This window comes from Cupriavidus sp. KB_39 (assembly GCF_052114485.1).
GTDB lineage: Bacteria > Pseudomonadota > Gammaproteobacteria > Burkholderiales > Burkholderiaceae > Cupriavidus.
This window is the reverse complement of sequence record NZ_JBFREV010000246.1, coordinates 1-382: the sequence shown is the minus strand read 5'-3', so window position 1 is coordinate 382 and position 382 is coordinate 1. Positions and strand designations below refer to the sequence as shown.

Sequence of the window (382 nt, the reverse complement as noted above, 5' to 3'; positions counted from 1 at the left end):
GGCACGCTGATCGTGGCGCTGTTGATCGGGCAGACCGGCTGCCAGCTCCACGGGGAGCTGAAGGAGGTGGCCTTCGCGCTGTTCATCTTCGCGATGGGCTATTCCGGCGGCCCGCAGTTCTTCGCCAACCTGAACCGCTCCAGCCTGCGGTTCATGGTGCTGCCCCTGATCGAGGCGATTGCCGTCATCTCCATCGTACTCACCGCCACGCGGATGATGGGCCTGGACCCCGGCACGGCGGCGGGGCTGGCGGCTGGCGCTGCCACCGAATCGGCTGTGGTCGGCACGGCGGCCGAAGCGCTCAAGCACCTTGGCCTGGGCGCGGCGGAAACCACGCGGATGGAATCGAACATCGCCACCGCGTACACGCTGACCTATCTGG

1 pseudogene is annotated in these 382 nt (G+C 67.5%); it reads left to right on the top strand.

The annotated features are described in order from the left end of the window. A pseudogene (locus tag AB4Z27_RS29780) lies at positions 1 to 382 on the top strand (aspartate-alanine antiporter); the annotation flags it as partial.